The organism is Pseudoalteromonas sp. MMG022, from assembly GCF_021654245.1.
In the GTDB taxonomy this organism is placed as follows: Bacteria; Pseudomonadota; Gammaproteobacteria; order Enterobacterales; family Alteromonadaceae; genus Pseudoalteromonas; species Pseudoalteromonas amylolytica.
On record NZ_JAKFZQ010000005.1, the window covers coordinates 35,739 to 49,936 of the forward strand.

Here is a 14,198-nt window from a genome sequence, read left to right on the forward strand (position 1 = left end):
TTTACTAAGTTTAGAAAATGGAGCGAAATTTGCCACGATGTTTGAGGCACAAAAAAACCGGCTAACGCCGGTTTTTTGATATCAATAAAGATTATTACTGTACAAGCTCTTGCTCTGAAAACTCGTCTGCAAATAGTGGGCTTGATAGATAGCGCTCAGTTGCGCTTGGTAAAATAACCACAATGTTTTTGCCGGCATTCTCTGGCTTTTCAGCAATACGCTTTGCGGCAACAACGGCAGCACCTGATGAAATACCCACTAAGATGCCTTCATCTTTCATTAGCTGGTGCGCCATGGCAATCGCGTCTTCGTTTGAAACAAGCTCTGTGCCGTCAATTAACTCAAGATCTAGGTTACCAGGAATGAAGCCTGCACCAATACCTTGGATTTTATGAGGACCAGGTTTTACTTCTTCGCCAGCAAGTGTTTGTGTGATCACTGGTGAGTCTAAAGGCTCAACGGCAATCGCTTTAACTTGCAAACCTTTTTCATTTTTCAGGTAGCGAGTAGTTCCTGTGATAGTACCGCCTGTACCAACACCTGCAACGAAATAATCAACTTTGCCATCCATTGCCTCGAAAATTTCAGGACCGGTAGTTTCAAAGTGGATTTTAGGGTTAGCAGGGTTTTCAAATTGTTGTAGCAAGATGTATTTGTCTGGGTTGCTTGCTTGGATTTCATTGGCCTTTTCAATCGCGCCTTTCATACCTTTAGCACCCTCAGTTAGCACTAAGTTTGCACCCAATGCTTTAAGTAGCTTGCGGCGCTCAAGGCTCATAGTATTTGGCATAGTCAATGTTAGCTTGTAGCCACGAGAAGCTGCTACAAATGCCAAAGCGATACCTGTATTACCAGAAGTCGGCTCAATGAGTTCCTTGTCTTTTGTTAAAAGACCAGATTTTTCTGCTTCCCAAATCATAGAAGCACCGATACGACATTTAACGCTGAAACTTGGGTTACGAGCTTCAATTTTTGCGTATACGTTACCACCTGTCACGCGGTTTAATTTTACAACCGGCGTTTGGCCAATTGTTAGGCTGTTATCTGCGAATATCTTAGACATTGTGTTCCCTTAGGTGCTCTAGGTTTTACTTAACATCACACTTTACTTAGCTTTGTATAAAACTGAAGTAAAGAATGGCTATAAGATATATCAAATATGCTTATAGCCAAAAGAAATATAAATGTGATTCCTTATTACATTAGCCAAGCGTAACTAAATTTAGCAAAGAAGGTTTTTTCATCCTTTGTGAGTCGCGATAGGTCGTCATCCTGATATCCATTGTCGGCGTAGCCAGCAAAGAACACGGTTTGGGGATTCAACTTGTAAGAGTAGAGCAGTTGGGTGCTCAGCCCTTTATAGTTCGCGTCAACTTCATCAATATAGTTACTGGTGTTTCTATCGATATCAGTATAGATGACTGCGATACGTAAATAACTATTAATATTAAATTGATAGGTCAAACGGGCATCGGTTAGATTGGCTGTGTAGACCTTTGCATCATCCGCGTCTAATGTTTCGTAGCTGTGTCTAAAGTTAACTTCAAAGTGTTTTCCTAAATTGAGGTTTATTACAGGTCGCGCAAAGTACATTTTACCGACGCGATTATTGGCCAGATCCACTTTATTTCCGGTGCGCAAATTCAGTCCCGCGAATAGTCCTGAAACAGGCTTTATTTCCATGTAGGTCCAGATCACATTTTCAGAAAATAGATCGCTATTGTTTTGTATTTCCAGACTGGCTTTGTTATGCCTTAAACCACGGCGGTTTCTATGTTCTACACCAAAGTCAATAAAACTTTGCAGCGGTCCATCAATTGCTAAATTGGTCTGAACTTCTTTTTCCAGTAACTCACCGTCATCATTGTGTGTGATATCCCAATCGGTATACCAGCGAGCACGGTTCCACCAATTGTCTTGCTCACCGTACCAGCGATATTCGAAACCAGTCAGAAATTTGTTGAAGTCAACCTGAGACATAAAGCCCATGTCAGCTCTAAGATCTGCATCAAAGCTCTGATAGCTGGTGAATGCTCGCCAATGTTTGGTGTTGTGCTCGTAATTTACAAAATACCCCAAACCGCTTAGGTCATCCTGCTCTAGCACTCGCAAAACACTTTCGTTGTAATCGCAGTCTTGCCCAGCTACACATACTTCAGTGGGCAGCTTATAACAATTTCCCTCATCGCCGTCACATAGTTCATCCGCAAACGCTTGGCTGTAATGGGTATTGGACCCTAGTATCTGAATTTTAAATGTATCGCTGGCGGTGGGCTGGTATTTAGTGTCAATGCTCACTACCTTATTTTTGTAATTGTCACTGTCTCTTAGGGTAGCCGTTGAGCCTATCGACAATCCATCGTTAGCATCAAAACGATAGCGCAATGCAGCATTGTTACTTTTTTGCTCTAGTGACACGATATTTGAACCCAGATTGCCAGGCACCATGACATTGAGATGCTCGTCGTTGGTTACAAACAGCCCGTATGTGTGACCAGACTTGCTTCCTGATAATTTAACACCATAATCGGGTGCAGCAATGTTTCTGGTGTGTATCAGGTTTAAATGTGAAGAGAAGTAGTCTGAGTTATCTAAAAAAAAGGCACGCTTTTCAGGGAAAAACAGGCTGAAGCTATCATTGATACTGAGTTGGCCCGTGTCAGCTTCTACTTGTGAGAAATCAGGGTTCAGCGTAGCATTTAAAGTGGTATCTGGGGTAATCGCCCATTTTAAATCTAGCCCAGGCTCGGTATTATCTTCATCTTCCCATTCGGCGATGTCACGCTCGTCAATATCTCGTGTTTGCGATTTACTCAACACTAATGAAGGAATAATCGCAATGTTGTTACCTTGTTTAGCTGACTCAAAACCGCTGTACAGCGGCATTTGACATATCCAGCAGTTATTTGCATGGGAGATTTGCATATTGGATAGTCTGAGCCGTTGATCTCTTGGTAAAAACCTTAGAAACTCCATGGCCATATGCTTTACTTTTTTGGAATCATCGAAATTGAGCACGCGTAGTGGTATTTCTATTTCTACGTTATAGCCTTGCTCATGTATCATTCCAGCACTGTCCCAAATGCCATTCCAAGAGCTATTCTCATTTTTCGTTAATTCATTTTCGATTGAATCTTGTTGAACACCAAGTGGATTGATAAAAAACTGGTAGGCACTACGTTTATTGTTAAAAGAATCAATTTTGATACCCACTAAGTCATCATTCCAAGCACGGTCTCTGTCTCGAAAGAAAGCGCGGATTAGCTCAGGATTGGGATCGTCTGCTTTGAAGGCGACAAATAGTGACTCGCCATTTTCATATACATAGGCCGTGGTTGTGACTGGGCTGGGGATGTTTTCTTGCGGCCAAGTTACATTATCGATGGCAATTTTCTTTGCTTGCTGCCACACAGGGTCGTTAAGTTTACCGTCAATTGTTGCTCGAGTGTCGATAAAAGGGAGTGGTTCACCGAGTTCATTGGCGTTTGCACTCAAAGCGAGAAGAGAGCTTAATGCGAAAATAACTTTGTTTATCATGCTGCTAAATATATCGTCATAGAGTAGACGGCTATTTAATAATATGCAGGTAATGTTAACAAACCTTTCGCGTTGGGCTGCAGTTTAATAAGTTAAATGTCCTTTACTCAACGCATTGCAGGCTTTACAGCGGTTTACATGTAATATTCAGGGATTTGTGGCAATTGCGCTGTAAAACGTGATACAACAACGCATCATTTTAGTTAGAGAAGTATTATGTCGTTAATTCTTAAACTTATTGCTGGTATTTTGGTCGGTATTGCCGCCGGTTTCTATCTGCCTATGGCGCTGGTTGAGCTTTTGTACACTGCTAAAGTTATTATTGGTCAACTCATTAGTTTTACTATCCCTCTGATTATATTGTTTTTTATTGCATCAGGTATTGCGGGGTTACCAAAGGGATCAGGACACTTACTTGGAAAAACCGTCGGTTTTGCGTACGGCTCGACTGTTATTGCCGGTACACTGGCAGTTATCTTAGTAAATGCCTTTATTCCATTTTTTGATGGTGCTTTGAGTTACGAAGCGTCGTCAGCAACTGAGATTGGCAGTTATATCAATGTAGAGATCCCGCCGCTAATGGGAGTAATGACAGCATTAGCAACGGCTTTTATTTTTGGTATTGGGATCAGCCAGTTAAATTTAACGACATTAAAAGAGGTCACTGATCAGGGCAGAGATGTAATAGATGGATTATTAAGTAAAGTGATCATTCCAGCGCTCCCTTTTTATATCGCTGGGGTATTCGCTGAGATGGCGGTTGCGGGTACTGTTGCTGATACGCTAAGCACTTTTGGTATTGTGTTGGTTGCGGCCATTGTTATGCACTGGTTGTGGTTGACAGTGTTGTATGTTGGCACAGGCATGCTACTCAAGCGCAGTCCTTTTGAATTAATCAAGAACATGCTTCCTGCCTATTTTACAGCGATAGGAACCATGTCAAGTGCCGCTACTATTCCAGTGTCACTTAGGTCTAGTAAAGCCAATGGTGTCAAAGAAGAGGTTGCGAACTTCTCAGTGCCACTATGTGCGACTATTCATCTATCAGGTTCGACGATTACTATTGTTACCTGTGCTATGGCTGTGATGCTTCTTTCTCCTTCGATGGCGGTTCCTTCATTAGTACAAATGTTGCCATTTATTTTTATGTTAGGTGTAGTGATGATCGCAGCTCCTGGGGCACCAGGCGGCGCGGTGATGTCTGCACTAGGTCTGCTTACATCAATGCTGGGTTTCAACGAAGCAGCGGTGGCGTTGATGATTGCACTGTACTTGGCACAAGATAGTTTTGGCACTGCCTGTAATGTAACAGGCGACGGTGTGATAGCGCTTTGGGTTAACCGTTTCTCGCAACGCGCATAACCCCACATAATGCACTAAACTCAAAGGTGATCTAGACGTCACCTTTGTGTGATTATTTTGTAAACAGCATGCGTTATTTACGTGTGAATAATTTATTTATTTATATATTTCTATGGTAATCTGGGCGTGTTGTGATTTAAAGTCACAGGGGCCGAGGTAACAGTGAGGGGATGTACTATTGATTAACGTGCTTTTAGTTGATGATCATGAACTTGTGAGAACAGGTATTAAACGTATATTGGATGATGTACGTGGTTTTAAAGTGGTCGGAGAGGCTAAAACTGGTGAAGAAGCGGTGGCATTTTGTCGTCAAGGTGAGCCAGACATTGTGTTAATGGATATGAACATGCCTGGCATTGGTGGATTAGAAGCGACAAAAAAGATATGTCGTTACTGCCCGGATGTTAAGGTGATCGTATTAACCGTTCATTGTGAGGATCCTTTCCCTAGTAAGGTGATGCAAATAGGTGCGCACGGTTATTTGACCAAGGGGGCAGGTCCCGACGAGATGATCAATGCAATTCGTGCAGTGAATGCTGGGCAGCGCTATATAGCGCCAGAAATCGCGCAGCAAATTGCTCTGGCTCAGTTCAGTGGCCGCAACGATGAAAACCCATTTCAATCTCTTTCTGAGCGTGAACTACAAATCATGCTGATGATCACCAAGGGTGAAAAAGCTCAAGACATTGCAGAGCGTTTGAACTTGAGCTCAAAAACAGTCAATAGTTATCGCTACAGAATGTTTGAAAAGCTCAACGTAGGCGGCGATGTGGAGTTAACACACCTAGCAATTCGTCATAAAATGATAGACATTGATACCACACATTAACCTATCACTTAGATGGCTGTATTTGATCACAAAGCGTTTCTCAAAACCTTGAGCACAGAACCTGGTGTTTATCGTATGTACGACGACGAGCATCAGGTTATTTATGTGGGCAAGGCCAAAAATCTCAAAAAGCGAGTTTCGAGTTATTTTCGGGCCAACATTCCTGATAGCAAGACCCGAGTACTGGTAAGTAATATCTGTAGTATTGAAGTTACGCTCACCAACACAGAAACCGAAGCGCTACTGCTAGAAAATAACTTAATTAAAAAATACCAACCTAGATACAATATCTTACTTCGAGACGATAAATCTTACCCGTATATCTTTCTAAGTGGTCATAAACACCCAAGGTTGGCATTTCACCGTGGCGCGAGAAAGTACAAAGGTGAATATTTCGGTCCTTTCCCAAGCAGTGCTGCGGTTTCAGAAAGCTTGCGTTTGATGCAAAAGATTTTTCCCGTGCGCCAGTGTGAAGATGCTTACTATCGTGCTAGAAGTCGTCCATGTTTGCAGTATCAGCTAAAGCGTTGTAGCGCGCCGTGCGTTGGCAAGGTGTCAGATGAAGAGTACCTCGATCAGGTTGATTTGGTTCGTCAGTTTCTAAACGGTAAATCACAACAGGTCATTGCAAAATTAGTTGCGCGTATGGAAACCGCAAGTATGGCCTTGAATTTTGAATTGGCTGCCAAGTATCGCGATCAAATTGCCTTACTGAGACAAATGCAGGAACAGCAATCGGTAGCAGGTAACTTCGCAGAAATGGATGTCATAGGCTTTGTACAGCAAAATGGCTTAGTGGCAATACATATGTTGATGATCCGAGAGCATAAAGTGTTGGGCACAAAAACTTACTTTCCGAAAGTCCCAAAAGATTCATTGGAGGATGAAATACTCACCTCATTTATTGGTCAGTATTACCTCAGTGGCGGTACAAATAGCCGTATTGCAAAAGAAATTATTCTACCGTTTACAATACACGCGCAACAGGAACTGGCAGACGCTTTGAGTGAAGTGGCACAGCGAAAAGTGTTATTCAGAGCACAAGTGCGCTCCGAAAGAGCTCAATATTTGGCGCTGGCAAATAAAAACGCGGCCAATAGCATCGCTGTAAAACAAAGCGCACAAGATTCTATTAACAAACGCTATGCGCTACTCAAAGAAGCATTACAAGTGAGTGATATACAAAGAATGGAATGTTTTGATATCAGTCATACCATGGGTGAAAATACTGTGGCATCGTGTGTGGTGTTTGATTCGCAAGGCCCAAATAACAAAGAGTATCGTCGCTACAACGTCACTGGGATAACACCTGGTGATGATTATGCCGCTATGGACTTTGCGCTCAATAAACGATACGCAAAATTGCAGGACGAGACAAAGGTTCCAGACGTTATTTTTATCGATGGTGGTAAAGGCCAATTGGGCCGAGCTGAAGCTTTTTTTGCTGATTGGCCGTTAGATAAGTTACCATTACTCGTTGGTGTTGCCAAAGGCACAAGTCGTAAACCTGGTCTAGAAACACTATTAATTGATGGTGGGCGTAGAACGGTTAATTTAGATAGTGATTCACCTGCACTGCATTTAATTCAGCACATCAGGGATGAATCGCATCGGTTTGCCATTGCAGGGCATCGCAACAAAAGACAAAAACAGCGCACTCAATCCGTTTTGGAAGAAATTGAAGGTGTTGGTCTTAAACGTCGTCAGGCACTTTTGAAATATTTAGGAGGAATGCAAGGGGTGAAAGCCGCCAGCATCCACCAGTTAAAACAAGTTCCCGGGATCAGCCCTAAAACGGCTGAAAAGATATTTAACCATTTGCATGACAAAGCTTAAGCATTCATGCGAACATAAAGAAAAAGACCTCACTAAGTAGTTATGTGGAATATTCCAAACACACTTACAACATTTAGGTTGTTACTCATTCCTGTATTTGCAGTTTTGTTTTATTTGCCATACTCATGGGCATTTTTTGCTGCTGCGTTTATCTTTTGGCTCGCCTCTGTGACTGATATACTTGATGGCTATTTAGCACGTAAATTAGAGCAATCGACTCCTTTTGGAGCGTTCTTAGACCCAGTTGCTGATAAAGTGATGGTGAGTGTTGCTCTGGTTATGCTGGCGACCTATTATCAAAATTACTTCGTAACGGCGGCTGCGATTATTATTATCAGTCGCGAGATAGTTATTTCTGCACTAAGAGAGTGGATGGCGGAGCTGGGTAAGCGTGATGACGTTGCCGTTTCTTCACTTGGGAAATTTAAAACGGCGGCGCAAATGTTGGCCATTATCGGTTTGATATGGCAATACGCCCCGTGGATGATTCATTTAAGTTATGCGCTACTAGCAATTGCCACCTTCTTAACGGTGACGTCGATGGTCGCTTATTTATATGCTGCAAAAGCAGAATTGACTAAATCTTAACTAGATGTGCCTATTAACACATCAGTTTAGATAAATTTTGAACAAACGATTAAAAACATTCATTTTTTATATTGACGCGTTTCGTAACTTCTGTAGAATGCGTCCGTGTTGAGAGGGCAGCACGCCTTTGAAATTAAAGATTGCGAGAATAACTCAGCTGGAATTAGAAAGACGCGACCTAGTGTTTGATGATTTCAACTGATAAAAAACGCATTGGTAATGCGAGTATAGCTCAGCTGGTAGAGCGCGACCTTGCCAAGGTCGAGGTCACGAGTTCGAACCTCGTTACTCGCTCCAATCTTTAATTAAGTCGGCGGAATGGCAGAGTGGCTATGCAGCGGATTGCAAATCCGTCTACCTCGGTTCGACTCCGGGTTCCGCCTCCATATCTCAACACTCCACATGCGAAAGCAAACCCGATGCCCGGGTGGTGGAATTGGTAGACACAAGGGATTTAAAATCCCTCGTTGGTAACAACGTGCCGGTTCAAGTCCGGCCCCGGGCACCATTTAGATTAGAGTATTTCTCTGTGAGATGCGAGTATAGCTCAGCTGGAATTAGAAAGACGCGACCTAGCGTTTGATATTTTCAACTGATGAAAGCGCATTTCGTGATGCGAGTATAGCTCAGCTGGTAGAGCGCGACCTTGCCAAGGTCGAGGTCACGAGTTCGAACCTCGTTACTCGCTCCAATCTAACGCTTTTGTATAAGGCCCGATGCCCGGGTGGTGGAATTGGTAGACACAAGGGATTTAAAATCCCTCGTTGGTAACAACGTGCCGGTTCAAGTCCGGCCCCGGGCACCATTTGATTAGAGATAAAAATCTCTTTGAGATGCGAGTATAGCTCAGCTGGTAGAGCGCGACCTTGCCAAGGTCGAGGTCACGAGTTCGAACCTCGTTACTCGCTCCAATCAAATATCAGGTCCTCTTTTTGAAGTTTGCGAGTACAGCTCAGCTGGAATTAGAAAGATGCAACCTAGCGTTTAATAATTTCAACTGGTGATACGCATTAGTGATGCGAGTATAGCTCAGCTGGTAGAGCGCGACCTTGCCAAGGTCGAGGTCACGAGTTCGAACCTCGTTACTCGCTCCAAACTTTCGATAAGACGGCGGAATGGCAGAGTGGCCATGCAGCGGATTGCAAATCCGTCTACCTCGGTTCGACTCCGGGTTCCGCCTCCATTTATCAAACTCTCCACACGCGAAAGCAACCCGACGCCCGGGTGGTGGAATTGGTAGACACAAGGGATTTAAAATCCCTCGTTGGTAACAACGTGCCGGTTCAAGTCCGGCCCCGGGCACCATTTTAAATTTTTTCACCAGCTCTCATACCACATTTTTATTCTTTGTACTCTCGTGCTTTTTAGCAACTACTTTCACTGATACTCATAAAGTTAATGTGTCCTCTTGTCTCTTCGAATACGAAGTAATTAATTAAATGTAAAAAATGTTATTTTAATGTTTTTTTTCATATTCGATTGAATTACTATTTTGGCAGTTTAATTTTCTATCAGACATAAAAAGGATATTTTATGAAATTTAATCTTCAAATCGCCTGTATGGGCATCGCAATGCTTATGTTGTGCAGTGTATTTAATGCCTCAGCGCGCCCTAGTATGGAGGTAGATTTAATTCTGCCGTGCCATGGCTGTTCTGACTCTCAAAAGCGGCAGGTCGCGGCGAATGCAGCCTATACATGGGGACAAAAAATTTATATTGCCGATCGATCGCGTTCAGGTCGTTACACTGTGCAAGAATATCACGTGGCGATGGCAGGACCTGCTATGGCTAGTGGCTCTTCGGTGACACTCAGACGCACTCACTCAGCGTCATCTCCTCTGAGCTCTGAGCTAAAAACAACCGATATAAAAACCACCATAGCGATGGACAAGGTCACTGGGAGCTTTCAGTATCAGGAAGCTGATTTTAAGTCCGCTTTTGATGCAGTACGCATGTCAGACAGTGTATTTGGTGATTGGCTCGCTGATTATCATGCCCAGAACTTTGCAGATGAATTTAGTGTGATTGACTCAGAGTTCGCGAAGTTTGCCGCCAAGGGATTTGGCTTAAGTTTAGGGGTAATTTCCGTTGGGCTGTCTGATAAAGAAATGACTGTGGTATATACTTTTGCGGACGGTACTAAGGTTGAAGCGGATGTTGACCTAAGCATGATGTATGCGGACTCAAAGGTAAGAATGCGTTTTAAGAATCTAAAGTTTAAAGATAAAAAAGGCATGTCGATACCGAAAACTAAATTTGGGTTGGAGCGATATTTTGGCAGAATCGGTACTGATATTGATAGGCTTGAAGAGCGAGGCGAGCCAGAGTCGATTTCAGATCATCTGCGTGAAGTTTTTAGCCCCAATTACTCAGAATATGACGGTGGTGATGGTAACGGTGGAGGTGCTGGTGGGTTGGGCAAATTGGCTTGCGTTATCTCAGAGGCACACAAAGTAAAAGTTGTAACCTGCTACTGGTATTAATATTTAGTTGAGTATGACTTTAACTCAATGAACTAATCATGCGGTGGTTGCCGCATGATTAACAACTTGCCCAAAACAGGCAGCTTAGATTAGTTGTGAAATGACATATCACCTGCAAACATTCTATTGATTGGCGCACTGTGGCGTAGTGCAACGGTATTAGCAGCAGTATTAGCTAAAAATACCGTTTGTGCCCCATCGGTAAAGCTATCGTTGTGAATGCATTGAGGGCGAATGGCCAGTGCACTGCCGTTGAGTGGGATCTCAAACATGCTGAAGTGGTACTGCTCGGTGGTCACTGTTCTAAAGTAGTTATCCTCTTGCTGAGTATCGACTCTTCTACCCAGTAAAATGTGCGAAGTTGTATGGCGTCCAAATACAGGGTCTTTGCCCTGAGCAGGTAACCAGATGTGTGGGAAAGGGTGATGCTCTACAAATAAACCACCGCCTTTAGTTGGCCCAAACTGGTACTCAGTCACATACTGTGGCAATTTTTGGTCATACTGGATGCCCCAAAGATCCTGATTGAAGCCAAGCGCAAATTCTTCATGCGGTTTTAGTAGCTTACCACCATAGTAGGCAAGTGTTCTTTCGTAATGTTCTTGAGATTCTCTACTGTCACCATAGCGCAGTAAAGGAAAGCACAATTCATCCACATCACAAATCAACTGGCCAGTGCTGCCAAACACATTTGCTGAGCCATCAAGGCCTGTAATACCCGCACCGTCAACCGCTGCACTCCAAAAGCCATTAACCAATAATGCATGTTCGCGTGAAGGTGGGCGGTGCGTGTATTCATTGTGAAGGTTGTTTAAATGAGTGATGAGTGTATCTTGCTCATCTGATGGTGCGCGCTCACTTTGAATCACCTGATTATGAGCATTGGCATCGAGATGTACGAGTGTTCCTGAACGTATTGGCCCAAACAAGCCTGTCGTGGTCAGCAATATTTCGCCACCGGCATCGCGATTTAAAACAGCGCCATTTAAAAACTCAAAGTTGCTATCTAAATCTTTGTCAGATATGCCTTGAGTGACGTTTTTCCAGCGCGCTTCTTTCATTTGACTTGCTCTATACTCACTCAATGTTTCTGCATTTTGGCAGCGTACGGCTTTGACGATAACATGAGACATTTGCTTCTCCTTAGGCTTAGCTTATGGGTTATGCCTACTGTACATCACGTGGTAAAGCTCAGTGGCAGTAGTGGGTACTCCAATTAAAGTACAAAACGTGGTCATTTAACATTACTGGTGATTACAGGCCTTTCTTGGGGTTTTAGACGCCAATTAGAATGTCCATACCACATGTAGTTGCGGGGATGATTCATTGACAGATGTGCCCAGCTTATTGCGCCAAATCTGCCATTCAATACCGAGCATCAGGGTGTCGCTTTTGTGGCCCAGCGCACTTCCTAGGTCCCATTGAAATGCCATTTGCGCGAGTATCCAGTCATTCACGTATCTTCCTATTTCATCGCGTCTAGAGCCGATGTATTCTGCATGACCGGTGAAATAGAATTTCTGGGACCCAAGTTGGTATGGATACCCCCATGCCAAATCGAGCATAAAGGAGTTATTGGTCTGAGGGGCACCATGTTTGGCAAGTCCTGCGTTATCGTCAAAATATCCGGTGAAGGTGGTGGTGAAAAAGTTAAATCCAGGAATGTCCCAGCTGAGTTTAATACCTGGCAAGTATTTCATCACCTTTGGGTCATCACCGGCATTTATGCCCATCACCAAACCCACATCTTTCAAACGCCAAAAGTCATAGCTTGCGTTAAACAAAGCCTGAGTACTGAACGTGATATAGGCCTCGGAATAAATATCACTGTCATTGAAGCCGTCCGTGTGGTCATCGTCTAGATGATCAATGAAAAAGAATACCTCCCCGAAATTATGACCGGATACGTGTTGCAAAGAGATGATGTCGGTTATAGATTCTTGCTTATTAAATGGGTTGATGAGCTCGCCGCGATTCAGGTGAATTTGTGTTTTGCTCCACTTTGCTGCGTAGGTTACACAGGGGAATGAAAATATAATTAAACCGAGGACACAGAGTAAAGCTCTATAATTCATAGATATTCCAGATTCTTGAAGTGGTATCGTATGAATTATAGACAAAGCGCTCACAGTCGGAGCGCATTTATATAAAAAGGTGTTAGGCTTTGTTTCTGCGTAAGCAGATAACGGCAATGGCGGTAAAGGCGAGTATAAAACAGTAGAATGACGAGCTTGATACATCCCATGGGCTGATTTTAAACGTTGCACCCAGTAACAAAGCTTGTGCGCCATAAGGTAGTGATCCTTGCATCACACAGGCAAAAATATCCAATAAGCTTGCTGAGCGCTTTGCGCTGATATTACCGTCATCTGCCAGCTTTTTAGCGACGGGGCCTGCTACGATAATACTGACGGTGTTATTGGCAATACATAAGTTACTAACGAGAACCAGTGCGGCAATACCGAGTTGATCAGCAACTTTTCGATGCCATTTAGCTATAATAGCGGTTAATTTCTGAATTTTTAGCGCCAGATAATCCAAACCACCGTTAATGCGAATAAACTCTGACAAACCACCAATAAACATTGATAGTAAGAAAATCTCTTGCATATCACTGAAGCCTTTGTACACGTCTTTGGCAAAGCTTCCAGCTTGATAGTCACCGGTAAAGCCCATCGCGGCCGCGAACACGATACCACTGAATAGCACAACAAAAACGTTTAATCCGCCAACAGCCAGTACCAGAATAAAAATGTATGGCAACACCAGTAGCCAATCAAAAGGTTTGGCTTCAACTGCTTGTGGTTCTGGGGTCAGAAAAACCAAAAGCAATACAGTGAGTAGCGCGGCAGGCAAGGCTATCTTCAGGTTTTCTCTAAATTTGTCTTTCATTTCACAGCCTTGCGTGCGTGTTGCCGCAATTGTTGTGTCTGAAATAATGGATAAGTTGTCGCCAAACATAGCGCCAGAGACAATTGTGCCTGCCATCAGAGCAGGATCAATACCCGTTTTCAGTGATACTGCATAAGCTATCGGACCAATAGCCCCTATGGTGCCCATTGAGGTTCCCATGGCAGTGGAAACCACAGCGGAGATCAAGAATAGGCCCGGCAGCAAGAAAGCCGCTGGGATCAATGATAAACCCGCATTAACGACTGCATCAACACCACCTGTTGCACTGGCAACGGCCGAAAAGGCACCTGCAAGTAGATAAATTAAACACATAGTGATGATGTTGTTGTGTCCAGCGCCTTTGATAAAGGTTTCGACACTATTATTGATGCTACCTCTATTAATTAAAAAAGCGATCACGATCGCAGGCAAGATGGCAACAGGTGCTGGTAGCTGATAAAACGCATAATCAACCCCCTGAGATTGAAGGTATAATCCTGCACCGAGAAAAAGCCCGACAAAAACGAGTAAGGGTAATAGCGATAGCTTCGCATGTAGAGTGTTTGGCTGCATTGTGCTCCCCAAATAAATCAATACCACAGCCAGAGATCCTTTATTAGCTGTATTTAAACTTCAAACGCCCGCAATAAGTAAATCGGCGAAAGCTGGA

Annotated in this window: 10 protein-coding genes and 9 tRNA genes; 14 read left to right on the forward strand and 5 right to left on the reverse strand. The window is 43.4% G+C overall.

The genetic code is table 11. The annotated features are described in order from the left end of the window. Window positions 1-94 precede the first annotated feature (94 nt). The gene (gene cysK / locus L1070_RS06030) at window positions 95-1,063 is read right to left on the reverse strand and encodes a cysteine synthase A (RefSeq protein ID WP_237124859.1); all 969 of its coding nucleotides are present in this window, start codon (window positions 1,061-1,063) and stop codon (window positions 95-97) included. 134 nt (window positions 1,064-1,197) lie between these two features. Beyond that, window positions 1,198-3,537 carry a DUF5916 domain-containing protein gene (locus L1070_RS06035; protein ID WP_237124860.1) on the reverse strand — a complete coding sequence of 780 codons (2,340 nt, stop codon included), beginning with the start codon at window positions 3,535-3,537 and terminating at the stop codon, window positions 1,198-1,200. Window positions 3,538-3,753: 216 nt separating this feature from the next. On the opposite strand from L1070_RS06035, the gene L1070_RS06040 reads away from it, so the two are divergent. The 14 genes from L1070_RS06040 (at window position 3,754) to L1070_RS06105 (ending at window position 10,636) form a co-directional block, all read left to right on the forward strand. Then, on the forward strand, window positions 3,754-4,899 hold the full coding sequence (locus L1070_RS06040) for a dicarboxylate/amino acid:cation symporter (protein WP_237124861.1): 1,146 nt from the start codon (window positions 3,754-3,756) through the stop codon (window positions 4,897-4,899). Window positions 4,900-5,077: 178 nt separating this feature from the next. Continuing rightward, window positions 5,078-5,728, forward strand: a complete 651-nt coding sequence (gene uvrY, locus L1070_RS06045; RefSeq protein ID WP_070984768.1) for a UvrY/SirA/GacA family response regulator transcription factor — start codon at window positions 5,078-5,080, stop codon at window positions 5,726-5,728. Between the two features lie 12 nt (window positions 5,729-5,740). Beyond that, on the forward strand, window positions 5,741-7,564 hold the full coding sequence (gene uvrC / locus L1070_RS06050) for an excinuclease ABC subunit UvrC (RefSeq protein WP_070984771.1): 1,824 nt from the start codon (window positions 5,741-5,743) through the stop codon (window positions 7,562-7,564). A gap of 42 nt (window positions 7,565-7,606) precedes the next feature. Next, a complete protein-coding gene (gene pgsA, locus L1070_RS06055; protein ID WP_070984773.1) occupies window positions 7,607-8,152 on the forward strand; it encodes a CDP-diacylglycerol--glycerol-3-phosphate 3-phosphatidyltransferase in 546 nt (181 codons plus the stop codon). 221 nt (window positions 8,153-8,373) lie between these two features. Continuing rightward, window positions 8,374-8,449, forward strand: a tRNA-Gly gene (locus tag L1070_RS06060). 15 nt (window positions 8,450-8,464) lie between these two features. Then, window positions 8,465-8,538, forward strand: a tRNA-Cys gene (locus L1070_RS06065). A gap of 35 nt (window positions 8,539-8,573) precedes the next feature. Further along, a tRNA-Leu gene (locus L1070_RS06070) sits at window positions 8,574-8,660 on the forward strand. A gap of 107 nt (window positions 8,661-8,767) precedes the next feature. Continuing rightward, a tRNA-Gly gene (locus tag L1070_RS06075) sits at window positions 8,768-8,843 on the forward strand. 27 nt (window positions 8,844-8,870) lie between these two features. Continuing rightward, window positions 8,871-8,957: transfer RNA gene (locus tag L1070_RS06080), tRNA-Leu, on the forward strand. Between the two features lie 30 nt (window positions 8,958-8,987). After that, window positions 8,988-9,063, forward strand: a tRNA-Gly gene (locus tag L1070_RS06085). A 107-nt stretch (window positions 9,064-9,170) separates the two neighbouring features. After that, window positions 9,171-9,246 (forward strand) — tRNA-Gly (locus tag L1070_RS06090). A 15-nt stretch (window positions 9,247-9,261) separates the two neighbouring features. Beyond that, window positions 9,262-9,335, forward strand: a tRNA-Cys gene (locus L1070_RS06095). 35 nt (window positions 9,336-9,370) lie between these two features. Further along, a tRNA-Leu gene (locus L1070_RS06100) sits at window positions 9,371-9,457 on the forward strand. A gap of 228 nt (window positions 9,458-9,685) precedes the next feature. Continuing rightward, complete coding sequence (locus tag L1070_RS06105; protein ID WP_237124862.1) at window positions 9,686-10,636, forward strand: hypothetical protein; 951 nt, start codon at window positions 9,686-9,688, stop codon at window positions 10,634-10,636. A gap of 89 nt (window positions 10,637-10,725) precedes the next feature. Here L1070_RS06105 and L1070_RS06110 read toward each other — a convergent pair whose 3' ends face one another. From L1070_RS06110 to L1070_RS06120, 3 genes are all read right to left on the reverse strand, one after another. Next, the gene (locus L1070_RS06110; RefSeq protein WP_237124863.1) at window positions 10,726-11,769 is read right to left on the reverse strand and encodes a hypothetical protein; all 1,044 of its coding nucleotides are present in this window, start codon (window positions 11,767-11,769) and stop codon (window positions 10,726-10,728) included. A gap of 153 nt (window positions 11,770-11,922) precedes the next feature. Continuing rightward, a complete protein-coding gene (locus L1070_RS06115; RefSeq protein ID WP_237124864.1) occupies window positions 11,923-12,711 on the reverse strand; it encodes a nucleoside-binding protein in 789 nt (262 codons plus the stop codon). Window positions 12,712-12,793: 82 nt separating this feature from the next. Next, window positions 12,794-14,101 (reverse strand): Na+/H+ antiporter NhaC family protein, encoded by a 1,308-nt coding sequence (locus tag L1070_RS06120; protein WP_070984780.1) that lies wholly within the window; start codon window positions 14,099-14,101, stop codon window positions 12,794-12,796. Window positions 14,102-14,198: the final 97 nt, after the last annotated feature.

What these genes read in the sequence shown, in the direction of transcription:
- cysK (WP_237124859.1), bottom strand. Translation starts at nt 1,063, where the DNA reads ATGTCTAAGATATTCGCAGATAACAGCCTAACAATTGGCCAAACGCCG.
- L1070_RS06035 (WP_237124860.1), bottom strand. Translation starts at nt 3,537, where the DNA reads ATGATAAACAAAGTTATTTTCGCATTAAGCTCTCTTCTCGCTTTGAGT.
- L1070_RS06040 (WP_237124861.1), top strand. Translation starts at nt 3,754, where the DNA reads ATGTCGTTAATTCTTAAACTTATTGCTGGTATTTTGGTCGGTATTGCC.
- uvrC (WP_070984771.1), top strand. Translation starts at nt 5,741, where the DNA reads ATGGCTGTATTTGATCACAAAGCGTTTCTCAAAACCTTGAGCACAGAA.
- pgsA (WP_070984773.1), top strand. Translation starts at nt 7,607, where the DNA reads ATGTGGAATATTCCAAACACACTTACAACATTTAGGTTGTTACTCATT.
- L1070_RS06105 (WP_237124862.1), top strand. Translation starts at nt 9,686, where the DNA reads ATGAAATTTAATCTTCAAATCGCCTGTATGGGCATCGCAATGCTTATG.
- L1070_RS06110 (WP_237124863.1), bottom strand. Translation starts at nt 11,769, where the DNA reads ATGTCTCATGTTATCGTCAAAGCCGTACGCTGCCAAAATGCAGAAACA.
- L1070_RS06115 (WP_237124864.1), bottom strand. Translation starts at nt 12,711, where the DNA reads ATGAATTATAGAGCTTTACTCTGTGTCCTCGGTTTAATTATATTTTCA.
- L1070_RS06120 (WP_070984780.1), bottom strand. Translation starts at nt 14,101, where the DNA reads ATGCAGCCAAACACTCTACATGCGAAGCTATCGCTATTACCCTTACTC.